The following is a 23,848-nucleotide window of genomic DNA, read 5'->3' as shown; positions in this document are numbered from 1 at the left end:
GATTTGTGATTGTAAGGATCGGCAAGAGATTTCAACGGAACGTGCCAGGCGCCTTGAACAACAGCGGCTGCGGTCTGGCGGGCCGACTTTGCAAACTGTCGCAGGTAAACAACTGCGGGCGTTCGATGACATAACCCTGAGCGTAATCCACCCCGATTTCAAGCAATGCCTGCTCGATCTGGGTTGTTTCAACAAACTCGGCAATTGTCTGCTTACCCATGACATGCCCGATGTGATTGATCACCTCGACCATTGCACGGTTAATCGGGTCGTCCAGCATATCCTTTACGAAACTCCCGTCGATCTTCAGGAAGTCTACAGGCAAATGTTTCAGATAAGCGAATGAAGACATTCCGGCACAAAAATCATCAAGTGAGAAGTAACAACCTAAGCCTTTGAGTTCATTAATAAATCTAATTGCGCTGCCGAGATTGGCAATGGCGCTGGTTTCAGTAATTTCAAAACAAATCATTTCAGGAGGTATAGCGTAATTAACAAACTGTTCACGCAGAAAGTGCAAGAACGCGTCATCTCCGATAGTAATGCCTGAAAGATTAATCGCACACATTGCCAACGGACCTTCATGTTGTTCGGTAATACATTGGGCAATCACTTTAAAAACATTCTCGACGACCCAACGATCCAGTTGGCTCATCAGACCATAACGTTCGGCCGCCGGAATGAAACTGTCCGGCAGGATCATCCGTCCGGCTTCGTCATGCAGACGCAAGAGTATTTCGATGTGCCCCCCGCCATGGGCTGTAGCGCCCAGCGGAGCAATTTCCTGGGCATAGAGGCAGAAGCGGTTTTCCTCCAGCGCCATGTGCAGGCGCTGCACCCAGGCCATTTCGCCGAAGCGCAGCGACAGTTCGGAGTCGTCGGCATGATAGACCTGCACCCGGTTGCGGCCCTTTTCCTTGGCCATGTAGCAAGCCATGTCGGCGGCGCGCAATGACGCTTCGAGGGTGGTCGGGGTCTGGGCGATGTGCACCAGGCCAATGCTCACGGTGGTCAAAAACGGCCGCCCCTTCCACACGAAATGCAGGTTCTGCACGGTCTGGCGCAGGCTCTCGGCGATTTTCTCGGCGGCATCCGGGGCGCAGTTCTCCAGCAGAATGCCGAACTCGTCGCCGCCCAGCCGCGCGAGGGTGTCGCTTTCGCGCAAGCCCGATTGCAGCAGCGTGCAAATGTGCCGCAGCAACTCATCGCCAGCGGCGTGACCGCAGGTGTCGTTGACCAGTTTGAACTGGTCCAGATCGAGAAACATCAGCGCATGCCGACCGGGCTGGCGCGTCAGGTTGTGCAGGGCCTGCTCCAGGCGATATTCGAACTCGCGGCGGTTGGCCAGACCGGTCAGGGCATCGTGGGTCGCCTGCCACGACAGGTTGGCGATGTATTGCCGTTCCTGAGTCATGTCATGCAGCACCAGCACCGTACCGATAACCTTCTCGGCGTTGCGGATCGGCGCGCCCACCAGCGTCACCGAGACCGTACTGCCATCCAGGCGCTGAATCAGTTTGGAGTGCTCGCTGCCACCGATCAGTTGCCCGCTGAGAATATGCTCGATCAGCGTCAGCCCTTCGGTCTGCGCATTGTCATCGAGCAGATTGAACAGCGCTGCCAATGGCAACCCCGCCGCGTGCTCGGACTTCCAGTGCGTCATCGCCTCCGCCGCCGGGTTCATGTAATCGATCGCGCCGTTGACGTCGGTGGTGATCACCCCGTCGCCAATCGATTGCAGGGTGATGTGTGCCCGATCCTTCTCCAGCTGCAGCGCCTGGGCAAAGGCATGCCGCTGCTTGAGCAGTTTGTGGGTGCGCAACAGGGCCAGCACGATCAACCCCAGCGCCGTGGCCAGGTTGGTGAACAGCAGCAGGCGCAGGATCATCCGTGACCCTTCGCCCAAGGCGTCGCTGAACGCCTTGGCTGCCGGCGTCACACCGTCGTTGATGGCAAAAATCTGCGCTTTCCAGTGCTGTATATCAGCCGGCGTCGCGATGTTTTCGCTGATGCCCTGATGCATCTCGCGCGCGACATTGTCCAGTTGCACCAGATAGGCGTCACCGATGGTCCAGCGGTCGATCGCGGTTTCCAGATAACTGAAATGACGGAAATTGAGGTACAGCCAAATCAGGCTCGACACATCATCGGGATGGTTGCCGCCCTTGAGGATCCCCTCCCGTGCCGCCTGCAGATCCGGCGGCTGACGATCCAGCGCCAGACGCAACTGGTGACCGCCCTGAGGCACGGCAATCGCTTCCTTGTATTTGAGGAAGATCGCCTCGTCGCGGCTGTCGGCATACAGGTTCAGGTAATAGATGGCGTCTTTCTGGCCCTTGGACCAGAGACTCTCGCCGGCGACATAGCCGCGAACGGCCGACAGGACATAAAGACTCACGCCCCCCAATAACGCCTGAAATAACACGACGGCGATAAATGGCCAGACGATGCCCAACAACCGTGGCGTTCCGAGAGTCCTTTTATGCTTCATGAGGTCCTTTGCGCACGCACTGTCATCTTCAAGGGGAGATCGCCAGAGCCAGACAAGGGAGCGACCCCTTCCAGCAAACCAGGACATTTTCAACCGGCGATACGTATGTACCGCACCCGCTGTTCGCCATGCTTCGACACTGACGGCTTTCAATCATTCCAGAGCCGTTTTCCATGCAGTCACCTTCCGCCACGCTGCAACGCCATACTGCCCAACAGAGCGAATACCGCGCAATGATCACCGCCCTGCGCGCCGTGCTCAGCGCTTCAACCTCACTGCAGACCTACTACCTCACACCCCAGACACATTCACGCCTGGGTGCAGCCCACGACCAGGCGCAAAACCTTCTGCAAGCACTGTTCGATGACAGCGGCGAGCCACAATTGGCGGCCTACCTGCAAACGTCCAGAGGATCATTGCTGCAAGTCGACGCCGCAGCCGGTCACTGCAGCTTTTCCTTCAACCGTCCCGATGGCAGCTGCGCCCGCTTCACCATCGAGGATGTCACCCGGGCCTCCAGCACAATTCAAGAATTTCAGCGAGCGTTGCTGAGTATAGGCGCACACCTGCGTTCCGACAGGCTGCTGCCGTTGTCACAACTGCTGCGTGAGTCCGGGTTCACATTTGCCGACGTACAGGACGCCACGGCACTGGCCCGGCTGATCGGCAAGGTCGAAGAACAACGCGCCAGCCATCGACTGAATCTGCGGCATCACCCGGCGCTGACGGGACTGATGAGCGACGATGACAAAGCCGCGATTCACGACCTGATTGGCGACTGGCTTACCGGCAAAACCCTGTCGGCCATCGACAGCCTGGCCAGCGAAGTAACGCCCCCATTCACCCGCCAGCAACTGGAACAGCAGCCTGCCGCCTGCCTGGAACGCCTGCTCGACACCCCCAAGGCGCGTGACCTGGGCCAGCGCCTGCTGCAGAAACTGCAATGGTATGGCGCGCGGCCCGATGAACTGACCGTGCCCGATATCGGCCTGCGTTTACTGCTCGAGGCGTTGTGTCTGTGGTACGAACTGCCCGGCGAAGGCAGCTCGACCGAAGTGGCCGGTTTTGCGCTGGAACAACGCGCTCACTACGGCGCCAGCTACGCTGGCATTCGCCGGGATTTTTTACAGCACCTGGAGGATTCTCACCGAACCTCGTCCCCGACCGAAAAACATCTGCTGGGATGGGTATGCCTGACGCAGTTCGGGCCGGAATTTCAAGTGCGCGACATTCCTGACGACCTGCCGTACGCCAGCTCGGTGGTTTGGGTCAATTTCGTGCATGGCGTGCACCTCGCCCATGCCCTCGATCCACAGTTGCTGGAATATCTGAGCTTTCAGCAACTGGTCGATCTGCCGCTGCACAAAAGCGAAAACGCCAGCACCGACCTGCAAACCCTGATCGCCATGACCCGAGTGGCTGCCGCACAGACCTGGACACTGGCCACCGGAGCCCAGGCCGCAGCGAACGAGACATCCGGCGATGACGCTGCCCTGCAAGCGCTGGAAGACCACAAGAAGCAAATGAACGCAGCGATCCTGCAACTGGACATCGAGCCGCCACGGCGACTCGCCCTGGCAAAACAGCAACTGGACAAGGCGCTGGCCAACGAGCTGTACGATCACACGACGATTCGCCTCAAACGCCACCATCCTTCAACACCCAACCGTAGCCGACGCAGCATTATCGACACCCCGGATGTGGTATTGCCGACCTGGCCGTTGCTGGAGGTCTATGCCGCCGGCGGGTTGAGCAGCGACACACGCTGGTACGTCAGCAACGATGGCCGCAGTGCCAGCGAATGGATCAGCCTCAACGCAGCAGGCAAACTGCAAAGCGGTTTTGTCGATACCGGACATCCAGGCCGACGCCTTTCACGGTTTCCGAGCAACTGCACCTTGCCCGAGATCAGGCCCTTGTTCGAGCAGCAGTTCGATGACTATCTGAGCGAGACCCGCGAAGCCTATGAATACCTGATCAAGTCGCTGCTGGTCACACTGCCGTGGCCCGACCGCCGGGCACTGGAGCACGGCGAAGTGCGGATTCACAGCCTCAGGGATCCGACACGGCATATCGAAGCTCACCTGGAGACAGCGGAAAACATCCTGCCGTACCGGGCTCGCATGGGCTTCGTGTTGCAGGCGACGTATCAGGGCCCGCCACAATTCTACGAATGCCTGCCACGCGCCGGCATCCTTCGCAAACGCCCGGATCTGAATGACACACATGTGGGCGGCCTGTTATTGCCACCCCTGCCGCCCAAACGTGGACGGACCAAGGGCCAGAGCATCAGCCGCATCGTCGCCCGCCGCCTGCCGTTCGATCGAAAAGCACACTGGGACGGTTCGACACCTGCCCCCGACGCCAAATGCGTCGCGATCCTCGAACCGCTGGGCGACTCCCTCCCGGTATCGATGATCCCGGCGGCCCATCACGACAGTTCGCCGAACCTGACCTTCACCTCGCCGCGCACGGCGCACATCGCCTCGTTCATCGCGACCCGGTTGTTCTATGCCGATGAGCAGGCGCTGCGCAGTGAGGCCTGGGGTGATACCCGTTTCGAGCGCGACAGCCGCAAAAAGCACTGGACTCATGCCCTCAAGGGCTTCATCCCGTTCTGGGGCAGTCTCGAAGACCTGCAGTCGGACAGTCCGGGCAAACGCGCAATGGGCGTACTCGGCCTGCTCCTCGATATCGTCTCGTTCGCGATTCCCTTGGGCAAATTCGTCGCCGGCAGCATTCGCCTCGCGGCCGTGGCCGGGAAAATGGCGATTCGCGTCGCCCTGCCACGCATGGCGCAATTGTCGAAAAACCTGCTGGTTTCGAGCTTGAGAAACCTCAATCCGCTGGACGCTGCGCCTGCTTTGCTCAAGCTCGGCGGCCGAGGTGCGATCGGCGCAGTGCGGGCCGTGGCGCATCTGGAACACCGCGCGGTTGCACGTCTGAAAAGGCTGGCCGGCAGAAGCGCTGACTATGACCTGCTGCACAGTCTGCCCCAGGCACTGGATGCCGGGCGCTGGAAAGCGCTGAACCCTGCCGATCATCTGGCCGTGGTCAGAGGCATTGACGATGTGCCGGTGCGCAACGTCGGCGGCTCGCGGCATCACTTGCTCGATCCGCTGTCCGACCGCCCTTATGGGCCGCAGTTGCTCGCACACGAGCATGATTTTTCGCTGGGGCGTTCGCACTACCGCACCGTGAAAAAAACCGACGATCAGATCGATATCGAAGTAGCGCCGAACACCCGCGTCGAGCTTGTCCCCGAGGCTGGCGGACGCACCACGGTCTTGATCGATGATGTGCCCTATCGACTCGACGGCGATGAACTGCGCCGGGTCGAGCTGCTCGATGACAGTCAACACTGGACGCTGCTGCCGTGCCGGATCCGTCGCGCACCGGGCGCGGGCGACTGCCGCGTCAGCTACATCACCGCAGAACCCGCCCCGACGCCCGCCGTCGGCACGATCGACAAGGAAAAGGGTTACGCACCGTGGTTCGGCGAGCGGGTTTCGGAGCCGGCCATGCTGCCCCATCAAGACGGAATGTTCCTGGCGGTCGATGCCAGGCTTTATCAAATCATCGATAACCGCCCGAGGCTGTTCACCGGTGATCTGCGACTCCTTGGATTCCATCAAGGCAGGCTGGTACCAAGACAGCAGATTCAAGCCACGCTGCAGTTTCGCAAAGGCATTTATGCGCGGATAAAAACCGGCGGCAGCTATGACGGGATCAATGACTCACATCAGGTTGGTGCGGTGCTAATGCCGGCCATCGACGACTCGGCCTCCTACGTGTTCTTCCGAATCAACATCCAGGAGTACTACCTGGCCACCATCGCCAAGGGTAAAAAAGCGCCCGATCAATTGACCTTCAGGCGCCTGGCACCCGCCGAACTGGCCGACGGCACCCTCGGTGCTGAACTGCTGACCGTCTACACCGGCTCGCTACACGCCAACAACGTTGTGCGCATCCATGGCCTGGAATCGGTGCAGCGCGCGATGCACACCATGGAACAGATCGCGATCCCCATCGGCACCACGGCCATTCCTGCAAACAATATGAAATGGCTGAAGGTTGACACCAGCCCGGGCGAAGCACTGATGTTCGATCACTCGACACGGATGATCGTCACCCGTCTGCCCGAAGGCGCCGCCACCTGGGCGCGCAGCAAGGAAGCGCCGGAAGCCTTTCGGCAGAAAACCGCAGAGATTTTCGACACGTTGTTTCTGTCACCGACAATCAATCCGGCCAACAGCAACGCGGCCCTGCGCATCGACAGTGCCATGCAGAAACTGCACAACCTGTTGCCAGTGCGTGAGCGGCCGGTCAACGCACGTAACATCGCCTATGCCGAAGTCACCACGACCAGCGGCAAACGGGAGATCTACGTCAGCGTGTCCGGCGCGCAAGGCAGCACCCAGCGCCTGCCGCTGTTTCGCCACATGGGTGCCAATCACGTGCGGATCGGCGACACCACTTACATCAACATCGACTACAACCCAAGCTTCCCGCGCACCTCGCTGGAGGTCACCGAGCAAGGGCAACTGCTGGCCGTGCCGCTGACCATCAAGGAGCTGAAAACCTATCAGCCGACGCAGACCAGCCGGCCGACCTCGCTGGACAGCGAAAGCAAACTGATCAGCGTGCTACGTGAGAAATATCCCGACCCGACAGAGATCCGCGCGGTCGACATCGCGACGACCATGCGCCCGTGCGAATCCTGTTCGGTGGTGATGAAGCAGTTCGGCCATGACGGCGGCGAGGCGGCGTTGCAGGTGCTGTGGGGCTGATTACAGGCGCTGCAGGTGGCCGTAGAGCTTGGCGTAGAGGCCGCCATCGGCGATCAGTTGCTGGTGGTCGCCATCCTCGGCCACTTGCCCGCCATCGAACACCAGCACCCGATCCGCCTGCTTCACCGCCGACAGGCGATGGGCAATGATCAGCGTGGTGCGACCACTGAGGAAGCGTGCCATGGCCTGATGCAGGTTGTATTCGGTGGCAGCGTCGAGGGCCGAAGTGGCTTCGTCGAGAATCACCACTTTCGGCTCGGCGAGGATCATCCGCGCAATCGCCAGACGCTGGCGCTGACCGCCGGACAGACGCACGCCGGAGCGTCCGACGATGCTGTCGAGACCGTCCGGCAGCGCCCGGATGGTCGCCTCCAGCTGGGCGATTTCCAGCGCCTGCCAGCAGGCTTCGTCACTGCGGGTGCGGCCCATGGTCAAGTTGGCGCGGACGGTGTCGTTGAACAGCGCCGGATGCTGCAGCACCACCGCGACGTTTTCACGAATCAGCTCCAGACCGATTTCCTGCTGGGTCGAACCGCCGAAACGGATAGTCCCGGACAACGGCGTGTACAGCCCTAACAACAGTTGCACCAAAGTGCTTTTGCCGCCGCCGCTGGCGCCGACAATCGCGACTTTTTCACCGGGTGCGATGGACAGGTTCATCTGATCCACCACCAGCTCATCGCCGTAACCGAAGCTCAACCCCTGCACCTCAATGCCCACGGTTTCCCGGCCCTTGAACGGATCGACACCACCGGGATATTGCGGCTCGTCGGCCCGCGCCAGCAGTTCGTTGATCCGTGCCAGCGCCCCGCCCGCCGCGTAGTAGGCGTATTGCAGATTGAGCAGTTGTTCGACCGGACCGATCATGAACCACAGGTAGCTGAACACCGCGAGCATCTGGCCGATCGACAGGTCGGAGAACAGCACCGTGAGCATCGCCGCCGCGCGGAAGATGTCGATGCCGAACTGGAACAGCAGACCACTGGCGCGGTTCGACGCATCGGTCTTCCACTGCGAGTTGACCGCATAGTTACGCACTTCCTGCGCGCGCAAGCCGAGTCGCCCGAGGAAGAAACCCTGACGGTTGCCGGCGCGCACTTCCTGGATGGCATCGAGGGTTTCGCTCAGGGCCTGAGTGAAACGCGAGGTGCTGTCGTTCTCGAGTTTCTTCAGGTGCTTGACCCGTTTGCCCAGTTGCACCGTGGCGTAGATCACCAACGGGTTGAACAGCAGGATCAGCAGCGCCAGTTTCCAATGCATCCACATCAGGATGCTCGCGGTGCCGACCAGGGTCAGCATCGCCACCAGAAAACGGCTGAGGGTTTCGCCGACAAACTTGTCGAGAGTGTCGAGGTCAGTGACCAGATGCGTGGTCACGGTGCCGCTGCCGAGGCTTTCGTATTCGCCGAGGGAAATCCTTTTCAGGCGCTCGATCAGCCGCACGCGAATGCGGTAGACGATGTCCTTGGCCAGCCGCGCAAACAGCCGCGCCTGCAACACGCCAAAGCACAGGGCACTGCAACGCAGGGTCAGAGTGACCACCAGCATCAGGCCGATATAGCCCGCCGCCTGTTGCCACATCGACGGCAACACATGGTTCATGACTTTCAGCGCGGCATCGCCATGCCCGAGCAGGACTTCGTCCACCAGCAAGGGCAACAGCAACGGAATCGGCACACTGCACAGCGTCGCCAGCACGGCCACGCCGTTGGCGATCCACAGGGATTTTTTGTGATGCAGTGCCAGGCGCCGGACTTCTGCCCAGCTCAGCCGGTCGACACGCTTTACGGCTGGCGTGTCATCGGCCAGGTCAGGCACAGGCGGCGCGCTCCAGCCAGCGACCAAGCAGCGGCGAGAGTTCGCTGAGCGGTTGATAGCCGTTGGTCAACAGCGCCAGTTGGCCGTTGCGCTCGGCGAGCAGGGTCGGGAACCCGGCGATGCCCAGATCCTGCACCCAGCTGAAATCAGCCTGAGTCGCCTTGTGCTGATCGGCATGATCGAACAGCGCGGCAAACTCGATACGCGGTACGCCGGCCTGCTCGGCCAGCTCGACCAACACACTGGCCTGTGTGACATCGCGACCTTGCGCGTAAAACGCCTGCTGGATCAGGCCGACCAGTGTCCACGCGCAATCCGGCGCCAGGCTGCGCGCGGTAACGATCGCCCGACAGGCCGGCTCGGTGTCGTAGACGAAACCATCAGGTAGCGCACCGTCGAACTTGAACGGCTGGCCGGTAGCCTCAGTGACCGCTTGCCAGTGCTCGAGGATGTAGCGCCGCGTAGTCGGTTCCAGCGCCGCACCGCTACCGGTGCGCAACCCGCCGACCACCAGGTGCAACTCCACCCCGGCTGCCTGCGCCTGCTCGACCAATGCCTTGGCAACCGGAGCGAACCCCCAGCACCAGGAACACATCGGATCCATCACATAGAGCAGGCGCGCAGTCATGATCAGGCCTCGGTGGATGCTTGTTTATAGTTGTAGCCGATCGGGTGCGGCATGTTGCGCGCCTTAGCCAGTTCGATCTGCTTCTGCCGATCGATGGCGCTGCGGCGGGTTTTCTCGCTCAGCTTGTCCCAGCAATGCGGGCAACTGATCCCGGCCACGTAGTGCTCGGAGGCGCGATCTTCAACACTGACCGGTGTGCGGCAGGCATGACATTGATCGTAGTCGCCTTCGCTGAGGTCGTGACGCACGGTCACCCGGTTGTCGAACACGAAGCAGTCACCCTGCCACTTGGTTTCTTCCTGCGGCACCTCTTCGAGGTACTTCAGGATGCCGCCCTTGAGGTGGTAAACCTCTTCGAAACCCTCGCCCAGCATGTAGCTGGAGGCTTTCTCGCAGCGAATGCCGCCGGTGCAGAACATCGCGACTTTCTTGTGCACGGCCGGGTCGAAGTGTTCTTTGATGTAGTCGGGGAATTCGCGAAAACTGGTGGTTTTCGGATCGATGGCGCCTTCGAAGGTGCCGATCGCCACTTCGTAATCGTTGCGGGTGTCGATCAGCAGCACTTCCGGGTCGCTGATCAGCGCGTTCCAGTCCTGCGGTTCGACGTAGGTGCCGACCTTTTTGTTCGGGTCCACGCCTTCGACGCCGAGGGTGACGATCTCTTTTTTCAGCTTGACCTTGGTGCGGTAGAACGGCTGCTCGTCGCAGTACGACTCTTTGTGGTCGATGTCGATCATGCGCGGGTCGTTCTTCAGCCAGGCGAGCAGGCCGTCGATGCCTTCGCGGCTGCCGGACACGGTGCCGTTGATGCCTTCTTCGGCGATCAGCAGGGTGCCTTTGATGCCATTGTCGACCATCGCTTGCAGCAGGGGCTCGCGCAGGTCAACGTAATCTTCGAGGGTGACGAACTTATACAGTGCCGCCACGACAATCGGTTGTGTCATGGGTATTTCTCCAGGTGGCTACCCTCGCAAAGGGTGAACCGGATTCAAAAAAAACGCGCCGGGTGAGCGGCGCGTTGCGGATTCTAGCAAAAACACGGTGGATTTAGGATCTGTCAAAACTACTGTGGTGAGGGGATTTATCCCCGATCGGCTGCGCAGCAGTCGTAAATCCTGAGAATGCGGTTTAACGGTTGTAAATGGATTGAATGGTTTCAGGGCTACTTCGTAGCCCATCGGGGATAAATCCCCTCACCACAAAAGCCCCTGCCACAACTGCATCCAATATCAGTGTTTGCTACCGCCGGCACAGGTCGGCGACGCCGGGGCGGCGCCGACTTCTGCCCATTCCTGCGGGGTGTAGGTGTGCAGCGCCAACGCATGGAACTCGCCCATCAGCTCGCCAAGCGTGCCGTAGACTTTCTGGTGGCGCTTGACCCGGTTCAGGCCTTCGAACTGCGCGCTGACCACCACTGCCTTGAAGTGCGTCTGTAACCCGCGACTGTGCATGTGGCTTTCGTCCAGCACTTGCAGATGCTCAGGCTGCAGCAGGCCCAGCGTCGATTCGATGCGTTGTTGCATGCTCATCACGAACTCCGCTTACTTCTTCTTGGCCGGCGCAGCGCCTTTCGGTGCCAGCTCGTTGGTCATGTCGTCGAGCAGCTTGTTGACGACAGGCACGGCGCTTTCCAGCTTGGCCTGAGTCATCTGGGCCGATTGCTGGGTCAACTGCGGCATTTTTTCCAGGACTTTCTTGCCCAGTGGCGACTGGTAGAACGCGACCAGGTCTTTGAGCTCCGATTCGCTGAAGTTGCTGGTGTAGAGCTTGACCATGTCAGGCTTGAGCTTGTTCCAGCCGATGGCCTGGTCCAGGGCGGCGTTGGCCTTGGCCTGGTAGGTTTCCAGTACGGCTTTCTTGGATTCCGGGGCTTTGGTCTGTTCAAAACGCTGAGCGAACATTTGCTGCACTTGCATGTACACCGGAGTGCCCAGCTTGTCAGCGTGCGCCAGGGTCAGGAAAGCTTCAGCACTGGCGTTGTGGCTGGCGGTATCGGCAAGCACCTGGCCGCTGGCGCAAACCAGTGCAACCGCGGTGCAGATGGCACGAAGACGAGTCATCGAGTTTCCTTTTCAGCTAGGCGAGGTAAAACCCCAAGGGCGACCATTCTGCGCCTAAAAAACCTCGTGGCTCAACCCCCGAGCCTTGCCGCGCTTGATTGGCCGGGTTTTACCGGTCAACAATCGGTTCGAGGGAACCACCTGGGCCTGACCGGGCCTAAACTGCGCAAACGAACCAACAGGAGTGTGCACGATGAGCCGTATCGAAACCGACAGCCTGGGCCAGATCGAAGTCCCGGACGACGCCTACTGGGGTGCTCAGACGCAACGCTCGCTGATCAACTTCGCCATTGGTCAGGAACGCATGCCGCTGCCGGTACTGCACGCCCTGGCCCTGATCAAGAAAGCCGCCGCCCGGGTCAACGACCGCAACGGCGACCTGCCCGCCGACATCGCCCGCCTGATCGAACAAGCCGCCGACGAAGTCCTCGACGGCCAGCACGACGACCAGTTTCCGCTGGTGGTCTGGCAGACCGGCAGCGGCACCCAGAGCAACATGAACGTCAACGAAGTGATCGCCGGTCGCGCAAACGAACTGGCCGGCAACCCGCGCGGCGGCAAGACGCCGGTGCACCCCAACGATCACGTCAACCGCTCGCAAAGCTCCAACGACTGCTTCCCCACCGCCATGAGCATCGCCACCGCCAAAGCCGTGCAGGAGCAATTGCTGCCGGCGATCGCCGAGCTGTCTGGCGGCCTGGCCGAATTGGCCGCGCGCCACATGAAACTGGTGAAGACCGGTCGCACGCACATGATGGACGCGACGCCGATCACCTTCGGTCAGGAATTGTCGGGCTTTATAGCGCAGCTGGATTACGCCGAACGGGCGATCCGCGCCGCGCTGCCGGCGGTGTGTGAGCTGGCGCAGGGCGGCACGGCGGTCGGCACCGGTCTGAATTCGCCGCACGGCTTTGGCGAAGCGATTGCTGCTGAGCTCGCCGCGCTGTCCGGCCTGCCGTTCGTCACCGCGCCGAACAAGTTTGCCGCACTGGCCGGGCATGAGCCGCTGACCAGCCTGTCCGGCGCCTTGAAGACCCTCGCCGTGGCGCTGATGAAAATCGCCAACGACCTGCGCCTGCTCGGCTCCGGCCCTCGCGCAGGCTTTGCCGAAGTCAAGCTGCCGGCGAACGAACCGGGCAGTTCGATCATGCCCGGCAAGGTCAACCCTACCCAGTGCGAAGCGCTGTCGATGCTGGCCTGCCAGGTGTTGGGCAACGATGTCACCATCGGCATCGCCGCCAGTCAGGGTCACCTGCAACTGAACGTCTACAAACCGGTGATCATCCACAACGTGTTGCAATCGATCCGCCTGCTCGCCGACGGCTGCAGCAACTTCCAGCAGCACTGCATCGCGGGTCTTGAACCCGACGCCGAAGTCATGGCCAAACACCTGGAACGCGGCCTGATGCTGGTGACAGCGCTGAACCCGCACATCGGTTACGACAAGTCGGCGGAAATCGCCAAGAAGGCTTACGGTGAGGGCCTGACCTTGCGCGAGGCGGCGCTGCAGCTGGGGTATCTGACCGATGAAGAGTTCGATGCCTGGGTGCGGCCGGAGAACATGATTGAGGCTGGCGCCAAGGGCTGATTCCTGTAGCGCCTGACAGGCCGCCTTCGCGAGCAAGCCCGCTCCCACATTTTGATCGGTGTACGCCGTACCAATGTGGGAGCGGGCTTGCTCGCGAAGAACGATAACGCGGTCTAACTGGCTGCAATCCGCATCCGCCGCGCCTTCAACCCGGCAATCAACGACGGCCCCAACGCCACCAGCGCCGAACCCAGCACCACCAGCACCGCCCCGCCATAACCCAGCCCATTGATCTGCTCGGCATGCACATATTCCGGCCACACCCCGGCGGCAATCGCTACCGCGCCAAAGGTCACCAACGGCGTGATCGCCAGCGTCGCACTGACCCGCGAGGCCTCCCAGTGCGCCAGTGCTTCAGCAAAGGCACCGTAGGCAATCAGCGTGTTCATGCAGCACGCCAGCAACAGCCAACCCTGCACCGGGCTCAGTTCCAGTGCTTCGAGCGGATGCACCCACGGTGTCAGCAACAGCGCGCAGAACAGGTAGATCACCATCATCACCTGCAACGAATTCCACACCGTGAGCAATTGCTTCTGCCCCAGTGCGTAGAAGGTCCAGACTGTCGAGGCCAGCAGCACCAGCAACACGCCGGCGGTGTAGTCCGACAATGAGGTGAGCAGTTCAGCCAGACGCTGATTGAAGAACAGCACAAAGCCGATCAGCAGCACCGCCAGGCCAATGCCCTGACCGATGCTGAAGCGCTCCTTGAACACAAACAGGCTGGTGATCAGCAACATGATCGGCCCCATCTGCACCACCAACTGCGCGGTGCCGGGGCTGAGCAGGTTAAGGCCCATCAGGTACAGCACGTAGTTGCCCACCAGCCCGAGCACCGCCATCAGCACCAGCCAGCCGCCTCGAGGACCGAGCACCTGGCGGCTCGGCAGGCGGCGCGTGGCCACCAGGTAGATGAACAGGCAGCCGCCCGACACCAACAGGCGAAACCAGGTCACGGTGATCGGATCCATCACCAGCAGCACCTGTTTGAGTTTGATCGGCAGGATGCCCCACAAAAACGCCGTCAGCAGCGCCAGGAACAAACCGTAGACCCAGCGACCGGATGAAATGTGCATGCGAACCCCAATGCCTGCTGACAAGAGCGGTCATTCTAGGCCCGCCGACAGACGCAACACAGGGACAGTTCGGGCCAGGCCGCGAATGAAACTGTGCAGGTCGCAGCATTAAATTGACGCTTTGCCGTTGATCGGCTGACGAGGCACGCCAAGTGCTTCAGGCATAAGCTGATTGGATCCCTGCAACGAATCGCCCAAGGAGCCCCGATCATGTACGGAATGCGCGCCGATGACAGCGCCCCCGCCACGCACTTTCGCAGCGACCGGTTGTGTCGGGTCAATGGCGAACTGTTTTTCAGCACGCGGGAGAACACCCTTGAGGGGCCGTTCGCTTCCCCGGAGAAGGCTGAGCAGGAAATAAAAGCGTATATCGCGCGGATGCAGCTTCTGGATTCCAACCGGTAAATCCGGTCGATCTCTTCGCGAGCAGGCTCGCTCCCACAGGTGAATGCATTCCAATGTGGGAGCGAGCCTGCTCGCGAAAGCGGTAGATCAACCACCCCACCTTCCAGGGTTCAGCGCACCGCCTCAAACAACCCCGTCGCCCCCATCCCGCCCCCCACGCACATGGTCACGATGCCGTAACGCAAATTACGCCGCTGCAACTCGCGCACCAGATGCCCGACCTGCCGCGACCCGGTCATGCCGAACGGGTGGCCGATAGAAATCGAGCCGCCGTTGACGTTGTATTTGTCGTTGTCGATTTCCAACCGGTCCCGGGCATACAGGCATTGCGAAGCAAACGCCTCGTTGAGTTCCCACAGATCAATGTCCGCCACCTGCAAGCCTTTGGCCTTGAGCAGTTTCGGCACCGAGAACACCGGGCCGATGCCCATCTCGTCCGGCTCGCAACCGGCGACGGTGAAACCACGGAAAAACGCCTTCGGCTTGAGCCCCAGTTGCAGGGCTTTTTCCAGGCTCATCACCAGGGTCATCGACGCGCCGTCGGACAACTGCGATGAGTTGCCGGCCGTCACTGAACCGTCCTCGGCAAACACCGGTTTCAGCCCGGCGAGACTTTCGTAAGTGGTGTCCGGGCGATTGCAATCGTCGTGATCGACGATGCCATCGAGGATCTGCACCTCACCACTGTTCTTGTCCTCGACCCGGTACTTGACCGTCATCGGCACGATTTCATCATTGAACAGCCCGGCCGCCTGCGCCTGAGCAGTGCGCAACTGGCTTTGCAGCGCGTAACGATCCTGCGCCTCGCGGCTGACGTCATAACGGCGCGCAACCACTTCAGCGGTCTGGCCCATGGTGTAGTAGATGCCTGGCACCTGCTGCTTGAGCAGCGGATTGATCAGGTGATCGGTGTTGACGCTTTTCAGGGTCAGGCTGATCGACTCGACGCCACCGGCGACGATGATGTCACTGCAACCGGAAGCAATCTGGTTGGCGGCAATCGCAATCGCCTGCAAACCCGAGGAGCAAAAACGGTTGAGGGTCATGCCGGCCACATGGGTGCCCAGCCGCGAGAGCACCGCCACGTTGCGGCCGATGTTGTAACCCTGCGCGCCCTCGTTGGAGCCGGCGCCGACAATGCAGTCCTCGACGCTGGCCGGGTCGATGTCATTGCGCGACAGCAGCGCGTTGACGCAATGGGCCGCCATGTCGTCGGGACGGGTCTGGTTGAACTTGCCGCGAAAGGACTTGGCCAGGCCGGTCCGCACGCTGTCGACGATCACCACTTCACGCATGGCATACCTCAATTGTTGTTGTCGGAGGAGAGTGAACCGAGCATAAGTCCACCTCACCGCCGACCGCGACAATCATTCACCCCGCGTATGCGGGTCCATCGGCTCAGTCCTTGTGTTTTTTCGCGCGTTTGTCGGACTTCGCGAAAGCTTCCTCAAGCGCTCGGTTAATCGTGCGCAAGACCTTGACCCGGGCCCAGCGTTTGTCATTGGCCTCGACCAGCGTCCACGGCGAAATCTCGGTGCTGGTGCGGTCGACCATGTCGCCCACGGCGGCGCGGTAGGCGTCCCACTTGTCGCGGTTGCGCCAGTCGTCCTCGGTGATCTTGAAGCGCTTGAATGGAATCTGCTCCCGGGCCTGGAAGCGCTCCATCTGCGTGTCCTTGTCGATCGCCAGCCAGAACTTGACGACGATGACCCCGGCGTCAGCGATCTGCTCTTCGAAATCGTTGATCTCGCTGTAAGCCCGCAGCCAGTCGGCCGGGCTGCAGAAGCCCTCGACCCGCTCCACCAGCACCCGGCCATACCAGGAGCGGTCGAACACGGTGAACTTGCCCCGCGCCGGCAAATGCCGCCAGAAGCGCCACAGATACGGCTGCGCGCGCTCCTCTTCAGTGGGCGCGGCAATCGGCACGATGCTGTACTGACGCGGATCGAGCGCCGCCGCGACCCGACGAATCGCCCCGCCCTTGCCCGCCGCATCGTTGCCTTCGAACACCGCCACCAATGCATGGCGGCGCATGCGCTTGTCACGCATCAGCCCGGACAGCCGCGCCTGCTCGGTGATCAGTTGTTCCTCGTAGTCCTTCTTTTCCAGTCGCTGGTTCAGGTCGAGGCTGTCGAGCAGGTTGAGTTGATCGACCGCCGTGCCCAACGGGGCGGCGTTGACCTCTTCGGTATGCACCTCTGGACGCTTGAGCGCATTCTGCAGGCCCTCCAGCAGGATTTTGCCGACGGCGAGACTGCGATAATTGGCGTCCATGCCTTCGATGATGTGCCATGGCGCGTAGTCGCGGCTGGTGCGGCGCAACACACGCTCGCCGTATTTGACGAACTTGTCGTAGGTCTGCGATTGCTGCCAGTCCAGCGGGCTGATGCGCCAGCTGTGCAGCGGGTCGTCGGCCAGCGCCTTGAGCCGCGCTTTCATCTGCTTCTTGGACAGGTGGAACCAGAACTTGAAGATCAGCGCGCCTTCATCGCAGAGCATTTTTTCCAGACGCTCGGCGGCGTTGATCGCCTGGTCCAGGCGTGGATCCTTGAACAGACCGTGGACCCGCCCTTGAAGCATCTGGCTGTACCAGTTGCCAAAGAAAACCCCCATCCGTCCCTTGGCCGGGAGCATCCGCCAGTAACGCCAGGCCGGTGGATGCGCCAGCTCTTCATCGGTCTGCTGATCGAAGGTGCGCACTTCGATCAGGCGCGGGTCCATCCACTCGTTGAGCAACTTGACGGTCTCGCCCTTGCCGGCGCCCTCGATGCCGTTGATCAGAATGATCACCGGAAAACGCTTCTGCTGCTGCAACTCGAACTGCGCTTCCAGCAGTGCTTCACGCAAGGCAGGTACAGCCGCGTCGTAAGTCTCTTTGTCGATGGCATGGCCGATTTCGGCGGATTCAAACATGGGGACGGCTCCTTCCAGGATTCAGCAAGACTAGCGGATTGGGCATGGGCGCGGCGGAGAAATTCCGCTCCTTTTGGCTTCAAGAAAAACTCTGTGGTGAGGGGATTTATCCCCGATGGGCAGCGCAGCGGCCCCAAAGCCATTCAACGCCAGATGCACGCTGGTAGCGGGATTGCGACTGCTACGCAGCCGATCGGGGATAAATCACCTCGCCACAGGTTGCTCTGATCCGCGCCCAAATCGTTAATTGTCTTCGAGGCTGCACAGCCAGGCCTTGCCATGGATCAAGCACCCTCCGCCCGATCAGCTAGAATGGCCGCCTTGTCGTTGCCGAGCCTGCCATGAAACCTGTATTGCCCCACGCCCAACTCGACTGGGATGACCAGGGACGCCCACGTTCGCGGGTGTTCGATGATGTGTATTTTTCCGACCAGTCGGGGCTGGATGAAACCCGTTACGTGTTCCTCGAACAGAACCGTCTGGCCGAGCGCTTTGCCGCGCTGCCGGCGCACGGGCGGCTGGTGATCGGCGAAACCGGCTTCGGCACCGGGCTGAATTTCCTTTGCGCCTGGCAGTTGTTCGAACAGCACGCGGTGGCCGGTGCGCGGCTGCATTTCGTCAGCGTCGAAAAATACCCGTTGAGCCCGGCCGATCTGCAACGGGCGCTGGCCTTGTGGCCGGAGCTCAAGCCACTGGCCGATCAACTGCTGACGCAGTACGTGGCGATCCATCAGGGCTTTCAGCGGATCATTCTCGGCAATGGCCGGGTGACGCTGACGCTGCTGATCGGCGATGCGCTGGAGCAACTGCCGCAACTCGATGCGAGGATTGATGCATGGTTTCTCGACGGTTTCGCCCCGGCAAAAAACCCCGACATGTGGACCGCTGAATTGTTCGTCGAACTGGCGCGACTGGCGGCGCCGGGCTCGACCATCAGCACCTTCACCAGCACCGGTTGGGTGCGGCGTCTGCTCAATGCGGCCGGGTTCAAAATGAAACGCACGCCGGGCATCGGCCACAAGTGGGAGATCCTGCGCGGCGAGTTTCTCGGCTGGCCGCAGGACGTCGCGCCACCGCTGCCGGACAAACCGTGGTTCGCCCGCCCTGCCCCGCTGACCGGCGAGCGTCGGGCGCTGGTGATCGGCGCCGGGCTGGCCGGTTGTGCGACCGCTGCCAGCCTCGCCGCGCGCGGTTGGCACGTCAGTCTGCTGGAGCGTCACGAGGCCGTGGCGCAGGAGGCGTCGGGCAATCCGCAGGGCGTGCTGTACCTGAGGTTATCAGCCCACGGCACCGCGTTGTCGCAACTGATCGTCAGCGGCTTCGGCTACACCCGCCGCCTGCTGGAAACCCTGCAACGCGGCACCGACTGGGACGATTGCGGCGTGCTGCAACTGGCTTTCAATGCCAAGGAAACCGAGCGTCAGGCGCAACTGGCCGCGGCATTCCCGGAAGATCTGGTGCACTGGCTCAATCAACCGCAAGCCGAAATCCAAGCCGGGATTGCGCTGGCACACGGCGGGCTGTTCTACCCCGAAGGGGGCTGGGTGCATCCGCCGGCGCTGTGCCAGGCACAAGCCGCGCAAGCGAACATCGAACTGCTCAAGCATCACGATGCGCTGGAACTGCGCAAGGTCGAAGGTCAGTGGCAAGCCCTCGACGGCGAGCGCGTGCTCGCCAGCGCGCCGGTGGTGATATTGGCCGGCGCGGCGGAGATCAAACGCTTTGCGCAAAGCGCCGAGTTGCCGCTCAAGCGCATTCGCGGGCAAATCACGCGCCTGCCGCAAACCACCGAGAGCCAGACACTGCGCACCGTGGTCTGCGCCGAAGGTTATGTCGCGCCGACACGCTTGGGCGAACACACGCTGGGTGCGAGTTTCGACTTCAACAGCGATGACTTGACGCCGACCACCGCCGAACACCTGGGCAATCTGGCGATGCTCGAGGAAATCTCCGGCGATCTGGTGGCGCGTTTGCACATCAATGACCTGCCCCGGGAAACCCTGGAGGGACGCGCCGCATTCCGCTGCACCAGTCCCGACTATCTGCCGATCGTCGGCCCCCTCGCCGACCGCGAAGCCTTCACTCAGGCCTACGCCGCGTTGAGCAAGGACGCGCGACAAGTGCCGGACATCGCCTGCCCGTGGCTCGATGGCCTGTACGTCAACAGTGGCCACGGTTCACGCGGGCTGATCACCGCGCCGCTGTCTGGCGAACTGCTCGCGGCGTGGCTGGACAACGAGCCGCTGCCACTGCCCAGAAGTGTCGCCGAAGCCTGCCACCCCAACCGTTTCGCGCTGCGCACGTTGATTCGCGGCAAATGAAAAATCGCGACTGGCCGCTGGTCAGTCGCCCCCTCTTATAACTCATCGTTCTAAAACTCCCACATCTGCAGCGGGTCAGTTTCTGAGTACCGGCCATTTTGGCCTGACTTGAATGACCCCTCCCCAACGGAAAAACCGGTAAGGACTTTATGTGCGGATTAGCTGGCGAGTTACGTTTTGATCATCAACCTGCAGACCTTGCAGCGGTAGAGCGAATCACCCATCACCTGGCCCCTCGCGGCCCCGATGCGTGGGGCTTCCATGCCCAAGGGCCGATTGCCCTGGGCCATCGTCGCCTGAAAATCATGGACCTGTCGGACGGCTCGGCGCAGCCGATGATCGACAGCCAGCTCGGTTTGTCCCTGGCCTTCAACGGCGCGATCTACAACTTCCCGGAACTGCGCGCCGAACTCGAAACACTCGGCTACGCCTTCTATTCCGGTGGCGACACCGAAGTGCTGCTCAAGGGCTACCACGCCTGGGGCGAAGCGTTGCTGCCGAAACTCAACGGCATGTTCGCGTTTGCCATCTGGGAGCGCGATGCCCAGCGCCTGTTCATCGCTCGCGACCGTCTCGGCGTCAAGCCTTTGTACCTGTCGCGCACCGGCCAGCGTTTGCGCTTTGCCTCGGCCCTGCCGGCGCTGCTCAAGGGCGGCGACATCAACCCGATCCTCGATCCGGTGGCGCTCAACCACTATCTGAATTTCCACGCGGTGGTGCCCGCTCCACGCACCTTGCTCGCGGGCATCGAAAAGCTGCCGCCAGCGACCTGGATGCGCGTCGAAGCCGATGGCCGCACCGAGCAGAAAACCTGGTGGACCCTGCCCTACGGCCCACATGACGACGAGAAAAACCTGACCCTCGAAGACTGGCGCGACCGCGTGCTCGACAGCACCCGCGAGGCCGTGGCAATCCGTCAACGCGCAGCGGTGGATGTCGGCGTGCTGCTTTCCGGCGGTGTCGATTCGAGCATGCTCGTCGGCCTGCTGCGAGAAGTCGGGGTGGAGAACCTGTCGACCTTTTCCATCGGTTTCCAAGATGCCGGCGGCGAGCGTGGCGATGAATTTCAGTATTCCGACCTGATCGCCAAACACTACGGCACGCAGCATCATCAATTGCGCATCGACGAAAAAGAGATCATCGAGCAACTGCCTGCTGCGTTCCGTGCGATGAGCGAGCCGATGGTCAGCCACGACTGCATCGCCTTCTACCTGTTGTCGCGCGAAGTGGCCAAGCACTGCAAAGTGGTGCAAAGCGGCCAGGGTGCGGACGAGTTGTTCGCCGGTTATCACTGGTACCCGCAAGTCGACGGTGCGGCGGATCCATACGCAGCCTATCGCGCGGCGTTCTTCGACCGCAGCTACGACGACTACGCCGCCACCGTGCAACCGAAATGGCTGACCGCGAATGACGCGGCAGGCGACTTCGTCAAGCAACACTTCGCCCAACCCGGCGCCGATGCCGCGGTCGATAAAGCGCTGCGTCTGGACAGCACGGTGATGCTGGTGGATGACCCGGTCAAACGTGTCGACAACATGACCATGGCCTGGGGCCTGGAGGCTCGCACGCCGTTTCTCGACTATCGCCTGGTGGAACTCTCGGCGCGGATTCCCGGCCAGTTCAAGCTGCCGGACGGCGGCAAACAGGTACTCAAAGAAGCTGCACGTCTGGTGATTCCAAGCGAAGTGATCGACCGCAAGAAAGGCTATTTCCCGGTGCCGGGCCTCAAGCACTTGCAAGGCGACACCCTGAACTGGGTGCGTGAACTGCTGCTGGATCCGAGCCAGGATCGTGGCCTGTTCAACCCGGCCATGCTCGACAAATTGCTGACTGATCCGCAAGGCCAACTGACGCCATTGCGCGGCTCGAAACTGTGGCAACTGGCGGCCCTGAACCTGTGGCTCAGTGAACAAGGAATCTGATTGATGAAACCTCACGCCACAGCGATCAATCAGCGCCTGATACGCGGTCAGACACCGTCGTATGAACGCTTGCAGGCGCGTCTGGCCGAAGACGGCAGCGAACTCGGCGCCGACCCCATCGCCGTACATTGCGGTTGGGGCCGGCTGCTGATCGGCCACACTTTCCCTGACCCGGCGACGCTGGCGCAGGAACTGCTCAACGAGCAGCCCGGCGAACGCGATATCGCCCTTTATGTCGCCGCACCGCAGCAGATTCTCGGGCTGGAACCGACGCAACTGTTTCTCGACCCATCCGATACTCTGCGCCTGTGGTTCAGCGATTACCGCCAGGCCACCCGCGTGTTTCGCGGCTTCCGCATTCGCCGCGCGCAAAGCGAAGCGGACTGGCAGGCAATCAATCTGCTGTATCAGGCACGCGGCATGTTGCCGATCGATGCGACACGGCTGACCCCGCATCATCAGGGCGGTCCGGTGTACTGGCTGGCCGAAGATGAAGATAGCGGCGCGGTGATCGGCAGCGTCATGGGCCTCAATCACCAGAAAGCCTTCAACGATCCGGAACATGGCAGCAGTCTGTGGTGCCTGGCGGTGGATCCGCAGTGCTCGCGGCCGGGCGTCGGTGAAGTGCTGGTGCGGCACTTGATCGAACACTTTATGAGTCGCGGCCTGAGTTATCTGGATCTGTCGGTGCTGCATGACAACCGTCAGGCCAAAAATCTTTACGCCAAGCTCGGTTTTCGCAACCTCTCGACCTTCGCCATCAAGCGCAAGAACGGCATTAATCAGACGCTGTTCCTCGGGCCCGGGCCGGAAGCCAACTTCAACCCTTATGCGCGGATCATCGTCGAGGAAGCGCACCGGCGCGGCATCGATGTGCAAGTGGACGATGCCGAAGCCGGGCTGTTCACCCTCAGCCATGGCGGGCGCCGGGTACGTTGCCGCGAATCGTTGAGCGACCTGACCAGCGCGATCAGCATGAGTCTGTGTCAGGACAAAAGCCTGACCCACAAAGTGTTGAAAGGCGCCGGACTGAAGCTGCCTTCGCAGCAACTGGCGGGCAACGCCGACGACAACCTGGCGTTTCTTGACGAGCATCAGCGTGTGGTGGTCAAGCCGCTCGACGGTGAACAAGGCCAGGGCGTGGCGGTGGATCTACAGAGCATCGAAGAGGTGCAGCAGGCCATCGAAGCCGCCAAGCGTTTCGACAGCCGCGTACTGCTGGAAAGCTTCCACGAAGGCCTCGACCTGCGGATTCTGGTGATCGGTTTTGAAGTGGTGGCGGCAGCGATTCGTCGTCCCGCCGAGGTGGTCGGTGACGGCCATCATTCGATCGGTGCATTGATCGAGGCGCAGAGCCGGCGTCGGCAAGCGGCTACCAGTGGCGAGAGCAAGATCCCGCTGGATCACGAAACCCAACGCACCCTGCACGCGGCCGGGTATGACTACAGCAGCATCCTGCCGGCGGGCGAGCACCTGTTCGTCCGTCGCACGGCCAATCTGCACACCGGTGGCACGCTGGAAGATGTCACCGCAATCCTGCACCCGACCCTGGTCGATGCCGCCGTCCGCGCAGCGCGGGCGCTGGATATTCCGATGGTTGGCCTCGACTTGATGGTGCCGGCGGCGGATCAGTCCGAGTACGTGTTTATCGAAGCCAATGAACGCGCCGGCCTGGCCAATCACGAGCCGCAGCCGACGGCGGAGCGGTTTGTCGATCTGTTGTTTCCGCACAGTCAGCCGGCTGTTTCTTGATTCCGAGGTGTCTGGACTGACGCCTTCGCGAGCAGGCTCGCTCCCACAGGGGAACTCATCCAAATGTGGGAGCGAGCCTGCTCGCGA

The 23,848-nt window shown here is 61.4% G+C and carries 15 protein-coding genes; 6 read left to right on the top strand and 9 right to left on the bottom strand.

Features of this window, described 5'->3' with window-relative positions:
* Positions 1-31: 31 nt before the first annotated feature.
* A complete protein-coding gene (locus tag H043_RS0114210; protein WP_027612411.1) occupies positions 32-2,491 on the bottom strand; it encodes an EAL domain-containing protein in 2,460 nt (819 codons plus the stop codon).
* A gap of 173 nt (positions 2,492-2,664) precedes the next feature.
* Here H043_RS0114210 and H043_RS0114205 point away from each other — a divergent pair, with 173 nt between their 5' ends.
* Entirely contained in the window at positions 2,665-7,281 is a 4,617-nt protein-coding gene (locus H043_RS0114205; protein WP_027612410.1) for a deaminase domain-containing protein, read from the top strand.
* Here the strand turns inward: H043_RS0114205 and H043_RS0114200 are convergent, their stop codons facing one another.
* From H043_RS0114200 to H043_RS0114180, 5 genes are all read right to left on the bottom strand, one after another.
* On the bottom strand, positions 7,282-9,099 hold the full coding sequence (locus H043_RS0114200) for an ABC transporter ATP-binding protein (RefSeq protein ID WP_027612409.1): 1,818 nt from the start codon (positions 9,097-9,099) through the stop codon (positions 7,282-7,284).
* Positions 9,092-9,694 (bottom strand): DsbA family protein, encoded by a 603-nt coding sequence (locus tag H043_RS0114195; RefSeq protein WP_177325630.1) that lies wholly within the window; start codon positions 9,692-9,694, stop codon positions 9,092-9,094. The genes H043_RS0114200 and H043_RS0114195 overlap by 8 nt, the downstream gene beginning before the upstream one ends.
* A gap of 35 nt (positions 9,695-9,729) precedes the next feature.
* A complete protein-coding gene (locus H043_RS0114190; RefSeq protein WP_027612407.1) occupies positions 9,730-10,671 on the bottom strand; it encodes a rhodanese-related sulfurtransferase in 942 nt (313 codons plus the stop codon).
* A 285-nt stretch (positions 10,672-10,956) separates the two neighbouring features.
* A complete protein-coding gene (locus tag H043_RS0114185) occupies positions 10,957-11,256 on the bottom strand; it encodes a BolA family transcriptional regulator (protein WP_007963599.1) in 300 nt (99 codons plus the stop codon).
* A 12-nt stretch (positions 11,257-11,268) separates the two neighbouring features.
* Positions 11,269-11,787, bottom strand: a complete 519-nt coding sequence (locus H043_RS0114180; protein ID WP_003226938.1) for a DUF2059 domain-containing protein — start codon at positions 11,785-11,787, stop codon at positions 11,269-11,271.
* 193 nt (positions 11,788-11,980) lie between these two features.
* Here H043_RS0114180 and H043_RS0114175 point away from each other — a divergent pair, with 193 nt between their 5' ends.
* Positions 11,981-13,375: a class II fumarate hydratase gene (locus H043_RS0114175; protein ID WP_027612406.1), complete on the top strand. Its 1,395-nt coding sequence runs from the start codon at positions 11,981-11,983 to the stop codon at positions 13,373-13,375.
* Positions 13,376-13,488: 113 nt separating this feature from the next.
* Here H043_RS0114175 and H043_RS0114170 read toward each other — a convergent pair whose 3' ends face one another.
* Positions 13,489-14,448 carry a DMT family transporter gene (locus tag H043_RS0114170; protein ID WP_027612405.1) on the bottom strand — a complete coding sequence of 320 codons (960 nt, stop codon included), beginning with the start codon at positions 14,446-14,448 and terminating at the stop codon, positions 13,489-13,491.
* 210 nt (positions 14,449-14,658) lie between these two features.
* On the opposite strand from H043_RS0114170, the gene H043_RS0114165 reads away from it, so the two are divergent.
* The gene (locus tag H043_RS0114165; RefSeq protein WP_027612404.1) at positions 14,659-14,853 is read left to right on the top strand and encodes a DUF6316 family protein; all 195 of its coding nucleotides are present in this window, start codon (positions 14,659-14,661) and stop codon (positions 14,851-14,853) included.
* Positions 14,854-14,963: 110 nt separating this feature from the next.
* Here H043_RS0114165 and H043_RS0114160 read toward each other — a convergent pair whose 3' ends face one another.
* Entirely contained in the window at positions 14,964-16,148 is a 1,185-nt protein-coding gene (locus H043_RS0114160) for a thiolase family protein (RefSeq protein WP_027612403.1), read from the bottom strand.
* Positions 16,149-16,251: 103 nt separating this feature from the next.
* The gene (pap, locus tag H043_RS0114155) at positions 16,252-17,766 is read right to left on the bottom strand and encodes a polyphosphate:AMP phosphotransferase (protein WP_027612402.1); all 1,515 of its coding nucleotides are present in this window, start codon (positions 17,764-17,766) and stop codon (positions 16,252-16,254) included.
* A gap of 341 nt (positions 17,767-18,107) precedes the next feature.
* Between pap and mnmC the strand changes: the two genes are divergently transcribed.
* From mnmC to ngg, 3 genes are all read left to right on the top strand, one after another.
* On the top strand, positions 18,108-20,087 hold the full coding sequence (gene mnmC, locus H043_RS0114150) for a bifunctional tRNA (5-methylaminomethyl-2-thiouridine)(34)-methyltransferase MnmD/FAD-dependent 5-carboxymethylaminomethyl-2-thiouridine(34) oxidoreductase MnmC (RefSeq protein ID WP_027612401.1): 1,980 nt from the start codon (positions 18,108-18,110) through the stop codon (positions 20,085-20,087).
* A gap of 149 nt (positions 20,088-20,236) precedes the next feature.
* The gene (locus H043_RS0114145) at positions 20,237-22,009 is read left to right on the top strand and encodes an N-acetylglutaminylglutamine amidotransferase (RefSeq protein ID WP_027612400.1); all 1,773 of its coding nucleotides are present in this window, start codon (positions 20,237-20,239) and stop codon (positions 22,007-22,009) included.
* Between the two features lie 3 nt (positions 22,010-22,012).
* Positions 22,013-23,761, top strand: a complete 1,749-nt coding sequence (gene ngg / locus H043_RS0114140) for an N-acetylglutaminylglutamine synthetase (RefSeq protein WP_027612399.1) — start codon at positions 22,013-22,015, stop codon at positions 23,759-23,761.
* Positions 23,762-23,848 lie beyond the last annotated feature (87 nt).

Source organism: Pseudomonas sp. URIL14HWK12:I6 (assembly GCF_000514195.1).
Classification (GTDB): Bacteria; Pseudomonadota; Gammaproteobacteria; order Pseudomonadales; family Pseudomonadaceae; genus Aquipseudomonas; species Aquipseudomonas putida_A.
Note: the sequence above shows the minus strand (reverse complement) of the source record. Positions and strands in the feature narration are given on the sequence as shown.